Annotated in this window: 10 protein-coding genes and 1 tRNA gene; 5 read left to right on the forward strand and 6 right to left on the reverse strand. The window is 33.3% G+C overall.

Annotated features, from left to right (window positions below):
- Positions 1–113: 113 nt before the first annotated feature.
- Genes yidD through folE form a run of 3 tightly spaced genes read right to left on the reverse strand, consistent with a single transcriptional unit; the run spans position 114 to position 2582 of the window.
- Positions 114–359 (reverse strand): membrane protein insertion efficiency factor YidD, encoded by a 246-nt coding sequence (gene yidD, locus IFB02_RS09045; protein ID WP_106687613.1) that lies wholly within the window; start codon positions 357–359, stop codon positions 114–116.
- A 44-nt stretch (positions 360–403) separates the two neighbouring features.
- Entirely contained in the window at positions 404–1888 is a 1485-nt protein-coding gene (gene cysS, locus IFB02_RS09050) for a cysteine--tRNA ligase (protein ID WP_106687612.1), read from the reverse strand.
- A 7-nt stretch (positions 1889–1895) separates the two neighbouring features.
- Positions 1896–2582, reverse strand: a complete 687-nt coding sequence (gene folE, locus IFB02_RS09055) for a GTP cyclohydrolase I FolE (RefSeq protein ID WP_106687611.1) — start codon at positions 2580–2582, stop codon at positions 1896–1898.
- A 195-nt stretch (positions 2583–2777) separates the two neighbouring features.
- Between folE and IFB02_RS09060 the strand changes: the two genes are divergently transcribed.
- Both IFB02_RS09060 and IFB02_RS09065 read left to right on the forward strand, forming a co-directional pair.
- Positions 2778–3248, forward strand: coding sequence for a hypothetical protein (locus IFB02_RS09060; protein WP_106687610.1), 471 nt, complete (start codon positions 2778–2780; stop codon positions 3246–3248).
- A gap of 48 nt (positions 3249–3296) precedes the next feature.
- The gene (locus tag IFB02_RS09065; protein ID WP_191072675.1) at positions 3297–10385 is read left to right on the forward strand and encodes a T9SS type B sorting domain-containing protein; all 7089 of its coding nucleotides are present in this window, start codon (positions 3297–3299) and stop codon (positions 10383–10385) included.
- Between the two features lie 261 nt (positions 10386–10646).
- Here IFB02_RS09065 and IFB02_RS09070 read toward each other — a convergent pair whose 3' ends face one another.
- Both IFB02_RS09070 and IFB02_RS09075 read right to left on the reverse strand, forming a co-directional pair.
- A complete protein-coding gene (locus IFB02_RS09070; protein WP_106687063.1) occupies positions 10647–12167 on the reverse strand; it encodes an OmpP1/FadL family transporter in 1521 nt (506 codons plus the stop codon).
- A gap of 71 nt (positions 12168–12238) precedes the next feature.
- A complete protein-coding gene (locus IFB02_RS09075; RefSeq protein WP_191072676.1) occupies positions 12239–13231 on the reverse strand; it encodes a hypothetical protein in 993 nt (330 codons plus the stop codon).
- A 100-nt stretch (positions 13232–13331) separates the two neighbouring features.
- Between IFB02_RS09075 and proS the strand changes: the two genes are divergently transcribed.
- The 3 genes from proS to rpsT all read left to right on the forward strand — a co-directional run bounded on the left by proS (position 13332) and on the right by rpsT (position 15321).
- Positions 13332–14810 carry a proline--tRNA ligase gene (gene proS, locus IFB02_RS09080; RefSeq protein ID WP_106687065.1) on the forward strand — a complete coding sequence of 493 codons (1479 nt, stop codon included), beginning with the start codon at positions 13332–13334 and terminating at the stop codon, positions 14808–14810.
- A gap of 162 nt (positions 14811–14972) precedes the next feature.
- Positions 14973–15044 (forward strand) — tRNA-Glu (locus IFB02_RS09085).
- Between the two features lie 25 nt (positions 15045–15069).
- The gene (rpsT, locus tag IFB02_RS09090; RefSeq protein WP_106687066.1) at positions 15070–15321 is read left to right on the forward strand and encodes a 30S ribosomal protein S20; all 252 of its coding nucleotides are present in this window, start codon (positions 15070–15072) and stop codon (positions 15319–15321) included.
- Positions 15322–15454: 133 nt separating this feature from the next.
- On the opposite strand, the gene rho is transcribed toward rpsT, so the two are convergent.
- A complete protein-coding gene (gene rho / locus IFB02_RS09095; protein ID WP_106687067.1) occupies positions 15455–17101 on the reverse strand; it encodes a transcription termination factor Rho in 1647 nt (548 codons plus the stop codon).
- Positions 17102–17311 lie beyond the last annotated feature (210 nt).

The following is a 17311-nucleotide window of genomic DNA, read 5'->3' on the forward strand; positions in this document are numbered from 1 at the left end:
GCACTTGATGCGGAATCAATTTTTTTTTTTTTTTTTTTAGATTCCTGCTTTCGCAACAATGACAGTGATTGATAAAAAATAATCACTTTTTTCTCTAAACTATAATTTAAATATCAGCTGTGGTTTGTTTTATTTTTTGGTGGTACAGGATCAAATCCTTTTCCTCCAAATGGATGACATCTAGATATTCTTTTTAAGCTTAACCAACCACCTTTTAATAACCCATGAGTTAACAACGCTTCTTTTGCGTAATGCGAACATGTAGGCTGGTATCTACACGTGTTTGGTGTAAATGGAGAAATAAAAGTTTGGTATATTTTTATAAGAAATAAAAAAGGTTTAATGATTAGTTTTTTCATGGTTATAAACTAAAAATCCTTTCTAATTAAAGAAAGGATTTGTTTTAATTTGAAGTAAACGTTGTACCGTCTTTACCATCTTTTAATTGTATGCCAACTTCAGCTAATTCATCTCTAATTTTATCACTTAAAGCAAAGTCTTTATTAGCTCTGGCTTCTTGACGTAATTTTATTAAAAGCTCTACAGTTCCTGATAATTTATCTGTACCAGTAGATGAGTTTTCTTTGTCATCTTTTAAACCTAAAATTTCAAAAGTAAATTCGTTTAAGGTTCTGGTAAGTAAGTTTAAATCATCTTTAGTAATTTGTTCTGTTTCGTCTTTTATTTGGTTAATGTATTTTACAGCTTCAAAAAGATTAGCAATTAAAATAGGTGTATTAAAATCGTCGTTCATAGCATCAAAACATTTCTGTTTCCATGCATTAATATCTATGCTACTTGATGCGTTTGTTTTTAATGTGCTTAAAGATTTTATAGCTTCCATTAAACGGTTGTAACCCTTATCTGCTGCAAGTAATCCATCGTTGGTAAAATCTAAAACACTTCTATAATGCGCTTGTAACATAAAAAATCTAGCAACACTTGGTGTAAAAGCTTTGGTAATATGTGGATTGTCGCCAGTGAAAATTTCGTTTGGTAGAATAAAATTCCCAGTAGACTTAGCCATTTTTTTACCATTCATGATTAACATGTTAGCATGCATCCAATAGTTAACTGGCGATTTGCCTTTAGCTGCTTGGTTTTGAGCAATTTCACACTCGTGATGCGGGAATTTTAAATCCATTCCGCCACCATGTATATCAAACTGTTCGCCTAAATATTTAGTGCTCATTGCAGTACACTCTAAGTGCCAACCAGGAAATCCGTCACTCCAAGGTGATGGCCAACGCATAATGTGTGATGGTTCTGCTTTTTTCCAAAGCGCAAAATCTTGTGGGTTTTTCTTATCGGATTGCCCATCAAGTTCTCGAGTGTTATGAATTAAATCTTCAAGCTTACGCTTACTTAAAATGCCGTATTCCTTGCTTTCGTTATACTTATGTACGTCAAAATATACAGAACCGTTAACTTCGTAAGCAAAACCATTATCTATTATTGTTTTGATAAGTTCAATTTGTTCAATAATATGACCTGTTGCTGTTGGTTCTATACTTGGAGGTAAAAAATTAAACGTGTTTAAGATGTTATGAAAATCTACGGTGTAACGTTGTACAACTTCCATAGGCTCTATTTCTTCTAAACGAGCTTTTTTAGCGATACGATCTTCACCTACATCGGCATCATTTTCTAAATGTCCAGCATCTGTAATGTTTCTAACATATCTTACTTTGTAGCCTAAATATTTTAAATATCTAAAGATTACATCAAAAGACATAAATGTTCTTACGTTACCTAGATGTACATTGCTATATACTGTTGGTCCGCATACATACATGCCTACATAACCTTCGTGTATAGATTTAAATTGTTCTTTTTCTCCTGATAAAGAATTATAAATTTTAATGTTTTGTTCTTGGTAAAGTTGCATGATTGTACTAAAATTTAGTCTCTAATTGTATGTAATCTAAAAATTCGCGTTTAGTTTCTTTGTTTTTAAAAGCACCACCAAACTCAGATGTAACCGTGCTGCTTTCTATATCTCTAATACCTCTAGAGTTTACGCATAAATGTTTGGCGTCTATAACGCACGCTACATCTTCTGTACCTAAAACCTCTTGAAGTTCTTTTACAATTTGAATAGTAAGACGTTCTTGTACTTGAGGTCTTTTTGCGTAATAGTCTACAATTCTATTCATTTTTGATAAACCAACTACGCTTCCATTAGAAATGTACGCAACATGAGCTTTACCTACTATTGGTAGTAAATGGTGCTCGCAAGTAGAATACACAGTGATGTTTTTTTCTACAAGCATTTCGCCATATTGATATTTATTGTCAAAAGTAGACGCTTTAGGTTTTTTATTTGGATGTAAGCCTCCAAAAATTTCGTTTACAAACATTTTAGCGACACGATTTGGTGTTCCTTTTAAACTGTCGTCTGTTAAGTCTAAACCTAAAGTGTTCATTATATTAGTGACATCTTTTTTTATGCTTTCAATTTTTTCTTGATCAGAAAGGTTGAATGCATCCTTTCTTAAAGGTGTGTCATGGTTTGTGCCGATATGGTTTTCACCTAAGTGATCTTCATTTTCAATATTTTCTACAGAATTGTCAATCTTCATTTTTGTTTAAAATGTCATGTTAAAAATAGTCTGCAAAGATAAGCAATTAATAAAATTAAAACTTTAAAGATTAGTATTTATTAATGGACTATTTAGAAGTGTTATAAAAAAGTAATAATAACGTTATCAAATTAACATTGTATTTATTAAAAATTTCTTAATTTTCGGTCTTATTATATAACTATCAATAAAACTATGAATCGTTTCCTATTTTTTACTATTGCTTTTTTAGGGCTATTAGCATCTCAAGAAGTTAATGCACAGCACAATAAAAAGCTTAAAACACAACCGGTTAAGTATTCTAATAATATTAATTCTCCTCTTTCTTCTAAAGAGTTTAATATGCTTAAAGAGGTGTATCAAGATAAATTAGATAAGTATGTTTTAAGTAGGCCAGCAAGGCTAAATGATTTTAAACACTTACTAAGAAATAGAATTGTAATTAAGAAAATAACTGGAAATTTAGGAAGTAAGGTTAAAAAATTATCTCAGGTAAGCTTATTTGATAATTATAATCCAAATCTAAAAAGGGATTTAACTTTTAATCTAGAAACATTTAATCCTTTAAAATATAATTTGGAGTTTTTTAGAGTTGGTTCTGTTATGTATCATATTGATAATACAGAATATTACATTGTTATTAAAGCACAAAACTTAAAAAAATAAATGAGATTGAACTACAATAAGTATTTCAACCTTACAAAAGATAAAAAAATGAAAAAATTTTTACTACCATTATTACTTCTAAATATTTGTTTTTCTTTTGCACAAGATGTTTTGATGCAAACTACCACAGTAAGCCAATGTGGTGGAGTTTTTTATGACTCAGGAGGAAGTGCAGCTAACTATTCTAACGACGAAAATTTTGTTCTAACTATTTGTCCAGATGTTGCTGGTCAACAAGTCCAATTAGATTTTGTTGCTTTTAGTACGCAATTAAATTCTGACACGATGACTATCTATGATGGTGATAGTACAGCTGCAAATGCATTTGGTACTTTTTCTGGTGGAGGAGCAGCTAATAACCCAGGTTTTGTGTCTGCAACACCTAATAATCCTACAGGATGTTTAACTATAGAATTTGTATCAGATGGATCAGCCAATACAACTGGTTGGGAAGCAAATATCTCTTGTTTTGAACCTTGTCAATCAATAGTTTCTCAATTAGATAGTGCTACACCAGCACCAAACGGAGATGGTTATATAAGAGTATGTCCGGGAGATCCAATAACATTAAACGGTAGTGCTAATTTTTCTGTTGATGGTACAGGAGCAACTTACGAATGGGACTTAGGTGATGGTAATTTTGTCTCTGGTCAAACAGCTACTTTTTCTTATGCTACACCAGGAGTTTATATAGTAAATTTAAATGTTACAGATACTAATACAGATCCAGATCCTGCAGGATGTTCTAATACAAATTTAATAAATCAAGTAATACAAGTAAGCACAGAGCCTGATTTTACAGGAACTTCAGCTTCTTCTGCTACTGCTTGTTTTGGAGAACAAGTAACTCTTACAGGAGTAGCAAACCAAGTTGAGTTTATTAATGATTGTACGCCTCCTGTAAGTGGTACAACGTTTTTGCCTGACGGTTCTGGAGCAACTTATCAAACATGTGTTACTGTAGATTGTTATGATTCAGGTTTAACACTTACTGATATTAATCAAATCATAGGAATTTGTGTTAATATGGAGCATTCTTTTATGGGAGATTTAGATATCAATATAATAAGTCCCAATGGTCAAATGGCTGTTCTTAAAGGTTATCCTGGTGGAGGAGGTACATATCTAGGAGGAGCAAATGACGATGGTTCTAATACTCCTGGAGTTGGAGCAGATTATTGTTTTGCAAGTACAGGAACTGTTACTATTGAAAACGGACCAACAATAATAGCTGGTAGTAACCCACCAAATAACTCTATAACACCTGGTACTTATTTACCTGAAGGTAACTTGTCTAATTTGTTAGGCAGTCCACTTAACGGTGATTGGTGTATACAAATAATTGATAATCTAAGTATAGATAATGGTTATATTTTCTCTTGGAGTATTGAGTTTGATCCAACCTTACAGCCACCAGAGTATTCTTTTACTCCTGTAACTACTTCTGAAGCTTGGGATTCAGATCCTACAATAGTTAGTTCTTCTGGAAATGATATAACAGTACAACCTTCTGCTCCAGGACAATATTGTTATACTTACAGAGTTATGAATGATTTTGGATGTGAATATACAGAACAAGTATGTATAGATATTTATCCAGAAGTAGATAATGGTTTGCCTGATAATTTATTCATGTGTAATCCAGGAGCTCCTCCTTATATTTTTGATTTAACACAAAATGATGCTGTTTTAACAGCGCCTTCAGCAATACCTGCAGATTTAGTAATTACTTATCATGAATCCCAAACAGATGCTGATTCAGATATTAATGCTATTGCAAATCCATCAGCCTATAGTTCAACAGCAACTTTAGGTAATCCGCAAACTATCTATGTTAGAATTGAATATTTAAATACTAATTGTTTTGAAACAGAAACTTTTACATTAAATATTACAACTCAGCCTACCATCAATCCAGCGCCGGACATGGTACAATGTGACGATATGGATAATGATGGATTTATGCCATTTGATTTAGAGACTCAGACGCCATTAATATTAGGAACACAACCGGCATCCAATTATGAAGTTACATATCATACTAGTTTTGCAGATGCAGATGGTGATGTAAACGCATTAATGAGTCCACATACTAATGTAACAAATCCAGAGCCAATATATGTAAGGATAGAAGTTATAGGAGATGCGAGTTGTTATAATGTAACCACCACACCATTATTTAATTTAATAGTAAATTTAAACGACGATTCCAGTTACACAGTAACACCAACATGCGATGGTGCTACGGTAAGTAATGTATCAACACCAGGCGGTACTTTTAGTTCACCAACCGGAGCAACAATAGATCCGGTAACAGGACTGGTAACAGGCGCAGCATCAGGAGCGACGCATAGTATAAGTTATACAACAACAGGCGCATGTCCAACCACCACCACCGTAGACTTTACAGTATTAGTTACAGACGATCCAAGTTTTACCTTACAACCAACCTGTGATGGCGCTGTAGTAGATAGCGAAGCAACACCAGGAAGTTATGCCTTTAATCCAATACCAGGAGATGGAGCTACTATAGATACAGCAACAGGAACAATTTTAAATGCCACACCAGGAGCAACCTATACAGTAGAACACACAACTAACGGAGTTTGTCCAGCGAGTTCAACAGCAACCGTTACAGTGTATCCATTAGAAGATGCTAGTTTTGTACCAACAGCGACGTGTGATGGTGCGACAGTAACAATAACAGGCGATACCGGTGGTACATTTGTATTAAATCCAGATCCAGGATCACCAATAACAATAGACGCAGTAACGGGAACAGTAACAGGTGGAACTTATGGTGATACCTATACAATAGAATATACTACAGGCGGACCATGTCCAGAAGTAAGTGCACAAAATGTAACAGTATTAGCGCAAGACGATCCAAGTTTTACAATGGTGCCAAACTGTGATGGAGGAACAGTAGATAGTGTAGCAATGCCAGGCGGAACCTATACGTTTAATCCACCAGCACCATCAGGAGATACAGTACAGATAGATGCAAGTACAGGAGCAGTGACTATGGCCACACCAGGTACAAGTTATACGGTAGAGTATACAACAGCCACGCAATGTCCAGCAACCAGTACATTTGTATTAAATGTATTACCTGCAGATAATTCAAGTTTTAATTTAGACCCAACCTGTGATGGTGCAACAGCGACAGTAACAGGATTATCAGGCGGAACATTTGTGTTAACCACAACAGGAGCGACAATAGATGCAGCAACCGGAACAGTAACAGGAGCTTTACCAGGTTCAGTACATACTGTAGAATATACAACAAACGGACCATGTCCAACAACAACAACTCAAAATGTAACAGTACATCCAGAGGTAATAGCAATAGATCCAACACCATTAGAAGTTTGTGATGATAACACACCAGATGGAATTACACAAATAGACTTAACATTAAAAGATACTGAAGTTACAGGCGGAGTAGCCTCATATGTTGCGAGTTATTATTTAACATTAACCGATGCAGAAACAGCAACAAATCCATTACCAATTCCGTATACAAATCTAACTAACCCACAATTAATTTATGTAAGGGTAGAAGATGCAAATACAACGTGTTATGACACAACAACACTGGAATTACAGGTAGAGCAAGCACCAACCGCTTTTACCCCAACACCATTAGAGTATTGTGATCCAGACAGTGATGGTTTTGGTGAGTTTATGTTAACAGATGCAGATGGGCAAATAACAGGAGGCGCAGCAGGATTGGTAGTAACCTATCATGAGACGATGAGTGATGCAGAGAATAATGTAAATGCATTAACAAGTCCATATGATAATATAGTAGTAAACACACAAACTATTTATGTGCGTGTAGAGAGTCAAACTATAGTAACCGATTGTGCTAGCTACGTAGATTTACAATTAATAGTAAACCCAACACCTCAAATAGATATTACACCAACAGCATTAGAGGAGTGTGATGATGACACAGATGGGTTAGTAGCATTTGATTTAATACAATCTAATGATGAGATATTAAACTTATTGGATTCAGATTCTAGTAACGATATAAATCCATCCGATGTGACCATAAGCTATTATCAAACACAAGCAGATGCACAAACACCATCAAATGCAATAGCAACACCATCAAACTACACCAACACAACACCAAATATGGAAACCATTTGGGTTCGTGTAGAGTATAATGCAACAGGATGTTATAAACTTACAGAGTTAGATCTAATTGTAAATCCATTGCCAGTATTGGTGCAACCAGATCAATTAAATTTATGTGATTATAATAATCCAGGTGATGAGCAAGAAGCATTTACGTTGGAAGACGCAAATGCACAAATATTAAACGGTCAAACCGGAATTACCTTAACGTATTATGACACTCAGTTAGGTGCAGATACAGCAGATGCTACAGCACAAATATTTAGTCCATATACCAATGGACCAAATCCGCAAACGGTATATGTAAGAGCAGAAGATAATACTACAGGTTGTGTTAATACAATCACATTAGATTTAAGAGTTAATCCATTACCATCACCAGTAGCGCCATCGCCATTAGTAGCATGTGATGAAGATAATGATGGGATTTATTCAGGATTTGATTTAGACAGTCAAACAGCAGGAATTATAAATAACGAGCCAAACATAGTTTTAAGCTATCATGAGACCCAAGCAGATGCAGAAAATGGACAAAATACATTAAGTAGTCCTTATGAAAATATAGTAGAAAATGTTCAAACCATTTATATAAGAGCAGAGAATACGTTAACGGGATGTTATACGATAGTAACAATGGATTTAGTTGTAGAGCCATCACCAGAAGTTCCAGTAAATATACCAGATTATATTATATGTGATGATGATAACGACGGTTACAATCAATTTGATTTTGTAACAGTAATGACGCCACAAATCTTAGGGACACAAGATCCATTAGATTTCACATTAACATATCATACCACACAAGCAGGAGCAGATACAGGTAATATGCCAATTGTTAATCCAGGAAATTATACGAATCAAAATAACCCTCAAACCATATATGTGCGATTAGAAAGCAATGTTAATGGTTGTGTGACTACAGGTGAATTTGAGATTAGAGTAGAGTTTCCACCAGTACTAGTTCAACCAACACCATTAGAGATTTGTGATGAGTTAGACGCAGTATATTATGAGAATAATGATGGTTATGCGGTATTTGATTTAACGGTAAAAAATGATGAGATAACGGGAGCAACAGCAAGTTGGACAGTTAGTTATTATGAAACATCATCAGACGCACAAACCGGAGTTAATGCAATACCAGATCCAACAATGTATCAAAATACAGCATCAGGAGCGCAAACGGTATATGTAAGAGTTGTAGATTCAGATACAGGATGTTTCTCTTTAACCACATTAACCATTCGTGTGTTACCAAATCCAACACCAAATCAAAATCCAACAGATTTAGAGTTGTGTGACGATACTAATATAGTAGGTCCAAATGATTTGATAGAGATGTTTGATTTAACGACTTATGAAAACGTAACATTAAATGGCGAGCCAAATGTAACAGCAAGTTATTATACCGATTTAGATGATGCGTTAATGGGAGTAAACCCAATAGTAGCCCCAACAATGCATACCAATGAAGATCCAGCTAATCCAGGAACCGCTATAAACCCTCAAACTATTTATATGAGAGTTACAAAAGGCGGTACAGGATGCTTTACTTTGGTAAACTTTGATATTACAGTAAACCCATTACCAGAGGTAAGTCCAATAGAGGATTATATTATATGCGAATTAAACACAGATGAAGTAGCAGGATTTGATTTAGAAAGTAAAACAGATGAGATACTAAATGGTCAAGATGCGACAGTATTTACAGTAACCTATCACGAGAGTCAATCTGATGCAGATTCAGGAATAAACGCATTAGTAAGTCCATATTTTAACATCACAAATCCTCAAGAGATTTATGTCAACATAACCAATACAATAACAGGATGTGATGTAACAACAATGTTTAATATAGAAGTTAATGAAGCAGCGCAAGCTAATCAATCAATGCCAATCTATTATGAATGTGATGATAATATAGAGTTTGATGGAGATCCAACAGATGATCAAGCACAGTTTGATTTAACCACGCAAAATGCAGATGTATTAATGGGTCAAGATCCAACTAATTATACAGTAACTTACTATGATAATTTACAAGATGCAGAAGCAGGAACAAACCCAATACCAACAGTGTATGAAAACACATCTAATCCACAAATAATTTACGTAAGAGTAGATAATGACACAATGGAAGACGATGGAACAGGAACTATGGTAGATAGCTCTGTATGTTACGAAGTAGCAGAAATAACATTGTCAGTAAATCCATTACCAGTAGTAGATTTAGAGGCTAATTATCTATTATGTGTAAATACAAATGGAACAGAAGTAATCAATCCATTAGTGATAGAAACAGGTTTAAACCCATCAGACTACACGTTTGAATGGACCTTAAACGGAACAGTAGTAGGAACAGGCAGCAGTATAGCACCAATCCAAGGAGGAAACTATACAGTAACCATAGAAGACAACGTAACAGGATGTATAAGTACCGATAATACAATCGTAGAAGAAAGTGCGCCGCCAAGTATACAAGCCGATGTAGTAACGCCAGCGTTTGCAGATGAGCATAGTATACAAGTAACAGCAACAGGAACAGGAATATCAGAATATGAATTCCAATTAGATGGCGGTTCGTGGTATACAAACACACCAAATGATAACACGTATCTATTTAACGATGTAAGCGGAGGCGAACATACAATAACGGTAAGAGATATAAATGGTTGTGGCGAGTCAAGTATAACAGTAATGGTTATGGATTACCCGCATTATTTCACACCAAATGGCGATGGTTATAATGAGACATGGCAGATTTACGGAATAAGCGATCAGCCAGATGCAGTTATCTATATATTTGATAGGTATGGGAAATTAATAAAGCAATTAAGTCCAATGGGCGAAGGATGGGATGGAACTTATAATGGTAATCCATTACCAACAAGTGACTATTGGTTTACGGTAGAGTATAGAGAACCAGGCGAATCGCATGAGACAGCGAAGAAGCAATTTAGAGCACACTTTACATTAAAACGATAATAAGAGAATACAACTAAGAATAAACAAACCACAAACAAAAGAAAAAGCCTGAACGAAAAGTTCAGGCTTTTTTAATATTCAATAAAAAGAAAAGAAAGATTACTTTACTTCAAAAGTTAATTTAAGATTAGCTCTAAACTCAATAACCTCGTCGTCTTTTACTATTGCGCTTTGGTATATGTAGATTAATGTAATTTATAAAGTATAAAAAAAATAAATCCTGAATTAAAGATTCAGGATTTTTTTACATGTTAATTAAAGTTATAATTTAAAACCTAATGATAAAGTAACATTAGAGTTAGTGTTTTCAACTGTAGTAAAATTTGCTAAGCCAACGTTAACAAAACGGTTATTTGTAGATTGTTTTGAATTACTGTAAGTTAAGTCTAATATGGTATTGCCAAAATCATAACCTAACCCAAATGAATATCCATTTAAATCTCCTATAGTTTCACCATCCTTATAAGGACTTTCTTCAAATCTATATCCGCCTCTAAAACTAAATTGTTTTAACTTGTATTCTGCACCAATTTTGTATGAATTAGCATTGGTTAATTCGTTAGACATTATATTGTTTTGTTGGTTAAAATACGCATCTGAAGTAGGTTTAAATTTAGTGTTGCTATAATTTTTAGTTGAATAGTCAAAGCTAATTAAACCATTTTGTCCAAAAACATAAGCAATACTAGTTGTTATTTTTGCAGGTGTTTGAAGTCTGTAGCTTGGATATACATTAATAATGTTTGGATTTACAATTTGATAAAAATCTCCATTTGTATCATCTATAACATGAGTCTCTAAATATTGAGTAGTTTCTTCTTCAATGGTTAACCATGTTGGAGAATCATATGTAAAACCAGCTCTTAACTCAGGAGTGATTTTCCAAATAGAACCTATTTGGAAAGAAAATCCATTTCCTGTAGTAGATAAGGTGTTGTCAAATAAAACTTCGTCTACAACCGTATTTGCGTTAGAGTTTGTTTCATAAAAACTAGTAAACTTATCGTAATTTATAAAGTGAGAATTTAAGTTAAGACCAATGTAAAAATTATCAGTGTATTGAGCAGAAGCATTAAAGCTAATCTTCCCGTTATAGCCCGTTGCACTATAATTGTAGGCTTGATTAAACGATCCAGGTGCGATATTAGAAGTGTAAACCGTATTGCTGTCATCAAAAGTTTCTGGTTCTAAAATGTAAGAGTCGTAACCTAAAAAAGCTTGTTGGTTTTGGTAACCATAAATAGCTCCAATTTCAGAATAAGCTTCTGTAGTTGTTTCGCCTGGTAAGGCCGAAATCTCGTCCAGTCTTAAGCCTTGAGCATTTGCTAAAAAATAATTATCTATAGAGCTTTGACTTGTCCCACTTGATGACCAGTCATTATCATAATTTTTAAAGTTTTCATAAGTAATTCCTACAGAGAATTTTTTCCAAGGTGAAGAGTCGTTATTGTTTTTAAAAAGAAAAACTGCGCCACCTTGTGTAAAATCTATGTTCGAGTTTGAGTTTGATTGATTTCCATTAAAGTAACTAGTTTCATTTTTATTAGAGTTACTTTCTAAAGTGAATGTAGCGTGACTACTAGTAAATACCGAAGATCCTGCAGGGTTTATGCTTACCGCACTAATATCGCCTCCTAAAGCGCCAAAAGCACCGCTTAAAGCTCTGTATCTAGCTGTTCCTTGTATGTCGTTTACAGAATATCTTAAAGCGTCTGTAGTTGTTTGAGCATTTAGATATAAACTAGATGCAATACATAAAGTTATTGTGAATATTTTTTTCATAAAATTTTTATTAAAAAAATAGTTAAAGCATTATTAGAATAATACTTTAACTATTTGTGTAAGTAATTTAATTATCCTCTTCTACCGCCTCTAGAACTGCTTCTGCTTGATCCTCTAAAAGATCTTGAAGAAGAGTTGGTTCTTGGAGTAGAATAATTATTATTTCTAGGAGTACTAGTTCTTGGTTTTACCGTGTTGTTTGTTCTTGGTCTACCTGTAGAATTAGTTCTTGGTCTTACTGTAGAATTTGATCTTGGTTTTACAGTAGAGTTGCTAGGTCTAACAGTAGAATTGTTACTTCTTGGTCTTACAGATGTATTAGTTCTAGGTCTTACAGAAGTGCTTCTACTAGGTCTTGTAGCATTGTTGTTTAATATTCTAGAAGACGATCTTCCGTTTAACATGCTATTAGTTCTAGTCATAGTTCCTCTTCTACCTGCATTATAACTTATACCTCTTCTAGAGTATATACCATTATAATAAGGAGAATAACCATAGTAAGCAGGATGGTAGGCGTAACCATAAAATCCTCCATACCAAAATGGATCGTAAAAGCCGGCATTCCATCCCCAATTGTTCCATCCCCAAGAATTCCATCCCCAAGAATTCCATCTATTCCATCTATTCCATCTCCAATTATTCCATCCGTAATTATAAAAATATACATCAGTCCAATTACCCCATCCATATCTATAGAGTTGGTCTGTATAAACATCATTATATAAGTTTACTACAACTTGATTATTAGTTTCTCCCCAACCAGCATTTTGTTTTACGTTTGTAGAATCTGTATAAGTGCTTTGATAAGTATCTATATCCGTAAAAATATCACTCTCTTCAGTATTTAAATTTTCTACTTCTAAAGCTTTATCTCTAAAGTAATTTGTGTAATAGTTGTCATTTGATTCGTTATCAGTGATAATAACTTCGCTTTCAGAGGTTTCATAAATACCATCATTTGTTTGTCCAACATATTGGTAAGATCCGCAAGACGTTAATATAACTCCAATAATTACAAGTAAAATTGAAGGTTTATTTTTAAAAGAGTAATTAATTATTTTCATAACATTATATTTTATATTGTTGAACATAACAAAAATAGTTAGTTTTGCTAAACTATTTTATTATTTAACATAGTCACAATATTTGTGCCAAAAAACCGATATGAGTAAAAAATTAACAAGTAGAGCAGAAGATTATTCTAAATGGTATAACGAGTTGGTTGTAGAAGCTAATTTAGCTGAAAATTCAGCAGTTAGAGGTTGTATGGTTATTAAACCATATGGATATGCAATCTGGGAGAAAATGCAAGCAGAATTAGATAGAATGTTTAAGGAAACTGGTCATGAAAATGCATATTTTCCAATTTTTGTACCAAAAAAGCTTTTTGAAGCAGAAGAAAAAAATGCCGAAGGATTTGCAAAAGAATGTGCTGTTGTAACTCATTATAGGTTGCAAAATGATCCTGACAATCCAGGGAAATTAAGGGTAGATCCCGAAGCTAAACTAGAAGAAGAATTAGTGGTAAGACCTACAAGTGAAGCAATTATCTGGAACACATATAAAGGATGGATACAATCCTACAGGGATTTACCAATTTTAGTAAATCAATGGGCAAATGTTGTAAGATGGGAAATGAGAACGCGTTTGTTTCTTAGAACTGCAGAGTTTTTATGGCAGGAAGGACATACTGCTCATGCAACTAAAAAAGAAGCAATTTTAGAAGCAGAACAAATGAATGGTGTTTACGCTAAATTTGCTGAAAATTTTATGGCAATTCCAGTAATTCAAGGGTTAAAAACCGAAAGCGAAAGATTTGCTGGAGCAGTAGAAACTTACTGTATTGAAGCATTAATGCAAGATGGTAAAGCATTACAAGCAGGAACATCACATTTTCTAGGTCAAAACTTTGCCAAAGCTTTTGATGTGAAATTTACTTCTAAAGAAGGGAAACAAGATTATGTTTGGGCAACTTCATGGGGCGTATCTACTAGATTAATGGGAGCATTAATTATGACACATAGTGATGATAAAGGCTTAGTGTTACCACCTAATTTAGCGCCTAATCAAGTTGTAATTGTGCCTATTTATAAAAATGAAGATCAATTTGAACAAATAGCTAAAGTTGCTGAAGATATTATTAAAGAATTAAGAGCGCAAAATATTTCTGTGAAATTTGATAAAAGAGATACATTACGACCAGGTGCAAAATTTGCACAACATGAATTACAAGGTGTTCCTTTAAGAATTGCAATAGGAGCAAGAGATTTAGAAAACGGAACGGTTGAATTAGCAAGAAGAGATACATTAACTAAAGACATAGTTTCGCTTGATGGAATCTCTACAACAGTTAAAGAATTACTTGAAGAAATACAAAACTCTTTATTCGATAAAGCTTTAAGTTTTAGAGACAATCATATAACTAAAGTTGATACTTTTGAAGAATTTAAAACTGTATTAAAAACTAAAGGAGGTTTTATTTCTGCTCATTGGGACGGTACACCAGAAACAGAAAATAAAATCAAAGAGTTAACAAAAGCTACAATTAGATGCATGCCTCTTGATAGTGAAGAAGAACAAGGTATTTGTGTACTATCAGGTAAGCCATCTAGTAAAAGAGTTTTATTTGCTAAGGCATATTAAAGAATTAATTTAAAAATTTTAAAAAAATTGTTGCAAGACTTAAAAATAGTTGTATTTTTGCATCCGCAATGGAAACATTGTGGCGTTATTTTGAAATAAAATTTAAATATTTTTTGCAAGTATTAAAATAAGTTTTATATTTGCGCTCTCAAAATGGTAAATGGCCCGTTCGTCTATCGGCTAGGACGCCAGGTTTTCATCCTGGTAAGAGGGGTTCGATTCCCCTACGGGCTACAATTTTTTTAATAAAGAAACACAAATGGCAAATCATAAGTCAGCATTAAAAAGAATAAGAAGTAACGAAGCTAAGCGTCTAAGAAATAGATATCAGCATAAGACTACTCGTAATGCGGTAAAGAAATTACGTGAAATGGAAAACAAGAAGGAAGCTGAAGAGTTGTTTCCATCTGTTGTGTCTATGTTAGATAAGCTTGCTAAGAAAAACATTATACACGCTAACAAAGCTGCTAATTTAAAATCTAGCTTAGCTAAACACGTAGCTGCATTATAATAATTTTCAGTTATATAATATTATAAAGCTTCACTTTTGTGAAGCTTTTTTTATTAAATTAATTTTATATAGAATTAATAAAAAAAGCCTAGAAATTATCTAGGCTTTTTTTAGTTATATATAGGATTTAATTTTAACCATTCATAGAGATTAAAAACTCTTCATTGTTTTGCGTTTGTTTAAATCTTTCATTTATAAACTCCATTGCTTCTACAGGGTTCATGTCTGCAAGGTATTTTCTCATAACCCACATACGTTGTACAGTATTGTCATCTAAAAGTAAGTCGTCACGACGTGTACTTGAAGAAGTAAGATCGATTGCTGGGAAAATTCTTCTATTAGCAATTTTTCTGTCTAATTGAAGTTCCATATTACCCGTACCTTTAAACTCTTCAAAGATTACTTCATCCATTTTAGAACCTGTATCTGTTAAAGCAGTAGCTATAATGGTTAAAGATCCGCCATTTTCTATATTTCTTGCAGCTCCAAAAAATCGTTTTGGTTTGTGCAATGCATTTGCATCTACACCACCAGAAAGAATTTTACCAGATGCTGGTTGTACCGTATTGTATGCTCTAGCTAGTCTTGTTATAGAGTCTAATAGAATTACAACATCATGACCACATTCTACTAATCGTTTAGCTTTTTCTAATACAATATTTGCTATTCTTACATGTTCATGAGCTTCTTTATCAAAAGTAGAAGCGATAACTTCACCTCTTACATTTCTTTGCATATCTGTTACCTCTTCAGGACGTTCATCAATAAGAAGTATCATTTGATATACTTCAGGATGATTTGCTGCTATTGCATTAGCAACGTCTTTTAGTAACATGGTTTTACCTGTTTTAGGTTGAGAGACTATCATACCACGTTGCCCTTTTCCTATAGGAGAAAATAAGTCCATTATTCTTGTAGAAATGGTGCTTTGTTTTTCTGCTATATTAAATTTTTCTTTTGGAAATAAAGGTGTTAAGTGTTCAAAAGATACTCGGTCTCTTACAACATTTGGGTTTTGCCCGTTTATTTTGTTTACCTTAATTAATGGGAAATATTTTTCTCCTTCTTTTGGTGGTCTTACATTACCAAGAACTGTGTCTCCCGTTTTTAATCCAAATAGCCTTATTTGTGATTGCGATACATAAATATCATCCGGTGATGATAAATAATTGTAATCAGAACTTCTTAAAAACCCATATCCATCTTGCATGATGTCTAATACACCTTCACTTTCGATAATTGCATCAAATTCAAAATCAGGTTCTCTATAACGATTACGGCTGTCTTTATTACCGTTGTTATTGTTTTTCTGATTGTTGTTTTGATTATTATTTTGGTTGTTATTTTTGTTCTGGTTATTATTTTTTTGACGATTATTTTTTTGAGTATTTGTGTTGTCTTTAGTTTTATCGTCTTTTTTAGTTTCGTTTTGGTTAGCCTTATTTTTTTGATTGTTTTGAGCTGGTTTTTTTGTTTGCTCTTTTTTTTCTGTCTTACTGCTATCCTTAGTTTCAAGTTCTAGTTTTGCTTGATTATCTGTTTTTGAAGCAGTAGTAGGTTTGCTAACTCTAGCTCTTTTTTGTCTTTGAGGTTTTGGCTTGTTTTCTTTTTCTTCTTTTTTTACCTCTAATACAGCTTTAGGATCTGCTGCTTGTTTGTCTAGTATTTGATAAACTAGATCTAATTTTTTCATAGAGCGAAATTTAGGTACGCTCAATTTTTTAGCTATTTCCTGTAATTCAGGAAGCTTCATTTCTTTTAATTGTGAGATTTCAAACATTGATACGTTGAATTAACTTGATATGTTAATGAAAATTTTTTTTGATTAAGTTTTTTCTTGAAGATAATTAGATAAACTTCTGAAGAAGTAACGCTTTGCGTGTCTGAGAGTTGCATAACGTTAATGCAATAATACAACTTTTATTTTAATTTTTTATTCTTTATTTATAAAAGAAACTATATTTTTGTAGTCCTAAAAATTAAAAATTAT

It is taken from the genome of Mesoflavibacter profundi (assembly GCF_014764305.1).
Lineage (GTDB): Bacteria > Bacteroidota > Bacteroidia > Flavobacteriales > Flavobacteriaceae > Mesoflavibacter > Mesoflavibacter profundi.

Bases quoted from the DNA above. Each gene is read 5' to 3' on its own strand.
- IFB02_RS09065 (WP_191072675.1), top strand. From the start codon at position 3,297: ATGAAAAAATTTTTACTACCATTATTACTTCTAAATATTTGTTTTTCT.
- IFB02_RS09060 (WP_106687610.1), top strand. From the start codon at position 2,778: ATGAATCGTTTCCTATTTTTTACTATTGCTTTTTTAGGGCTATTAGCA.
- rpsT (WP_106687066.1), top strand. From the start codon at position 15,070: ATGGCAAATCATAAGTCAGCATTAAAAAGAATAAGAAGTAACGAAGCT.
- yidD (WP_106687613.1), bottom strand. From the start codon at position 359: ATGAAAAAACTAATCATTAAACCTTTTTTATTTCTTATAAAAATATAC.
- cysS (WP_106687612.1), bottom strand. From the start codon at position 1,888: ATGCAACTTTACCAAGAACAAAACATTAAAATTTATAATTCTTTATCA.
- rho (WP_106687067.1), bottom strand. From the start codon at position 17,101: ATGTTTGAAATCTCACAATTAAAAGAAATGAAGCTTCCTGAATTACAG.
- proS (WP_106687065.1), top strand. From the start codon at position 13,332: ATGAGTAAAAAATTAACAAGTAGAGCAGAAGATTATTCTAAATGGTAT.
- folE (WP_106687611.1), bottom strand. From the start codon at position 2,582: ATGAAGATTGACAATTCTGTAGAAAATATTGAAAATGAAGATCACTTA.
- IFB02_RS09070 (WP_106687063.1), bottom strand. From the start codon at position 12,167: ATGAAAAAAATATTCACAATAACTTTATGTATTGCATCTAGTTTATAT.
- IFB02_RS09075 (WP_191072676.1), bottom strand. From the start codon at position 13,231: ATGAAAATAATTAATTACTCTTTTAAAAATAAACCTTCAATTTTACTT.